The following is a 494-nucleotide window of genomic DNA, read 5'->3' as shown; positions in this document are numbered from 1 at the left end:
TTCGAGGCGCGCTGGTGCAAGGATGCCGATGTGGCAGTGATTGGCGGTGGTAACTCGGCGGGGCAGGCGGCGATGTTTCTGGCCCGCACCGCGCGGCATGTGCATGTGCTGGTGCGCCGCGACAGCCTGGCCGACACGATGTCGGATTACCTGTTGCAGCGTTTGCGGTCGCATCCGCGGATCACGGTGCACAGCCGCACGGAAGTGACGGCGCTGCATGGTGATGGGCATCTTGAGGCGGTTACGATCAGCGACCGCATGGCCGGCCAGGCGTGGCGGTTGAAGACGCAGGCGCTTTTCGTGATGGCAGGGGCTGCGCCCAACACCAGCTGGCTGTCAGGCTTGATTGCGCTGGATGACAAGGGGTTTGTACTGACCGGTGGTACAGTCGGCGGGCGCAGCGCTTATGAGACCTCTTGCGCGGGGGTTTTTGCCGTCGGCGACGTGCGTGCGGGATCGGTCAAGCGGGTGGCTTCTGCGGTCGGGGAGGGGTC

At 65.6% G+C, this 494-nt stretch carries 1 protein-coding gene; it reads left to right on the top strand.

What is annotated here, in order from left to right:
- Positions 1-494, top strand: a 494-nt coding sequence (locus G0Q06_RS14230; protein WP_163967440.1) for an NAD(P)/FAD-dependent oxidoreductase, incomplete at both ends; no start/stop codon positions are given.

The organism is Oceanipulchritudo coccoides (assembly GCF_010500615.1).
In the GTDB taxonomy this organism is placed as follows: Bacteria; Verrucomicrobiota; Verrucomicrobiia; order Opitutales; family Oceanipulchritudinaceae; genus Oceanipulchritudo; species Oceanipulchritudo coccoides.
Note: the sequence above shows the minus strand (reverse complement) of the source record. Positions and strands in the feature narration are given on the sequence as shown.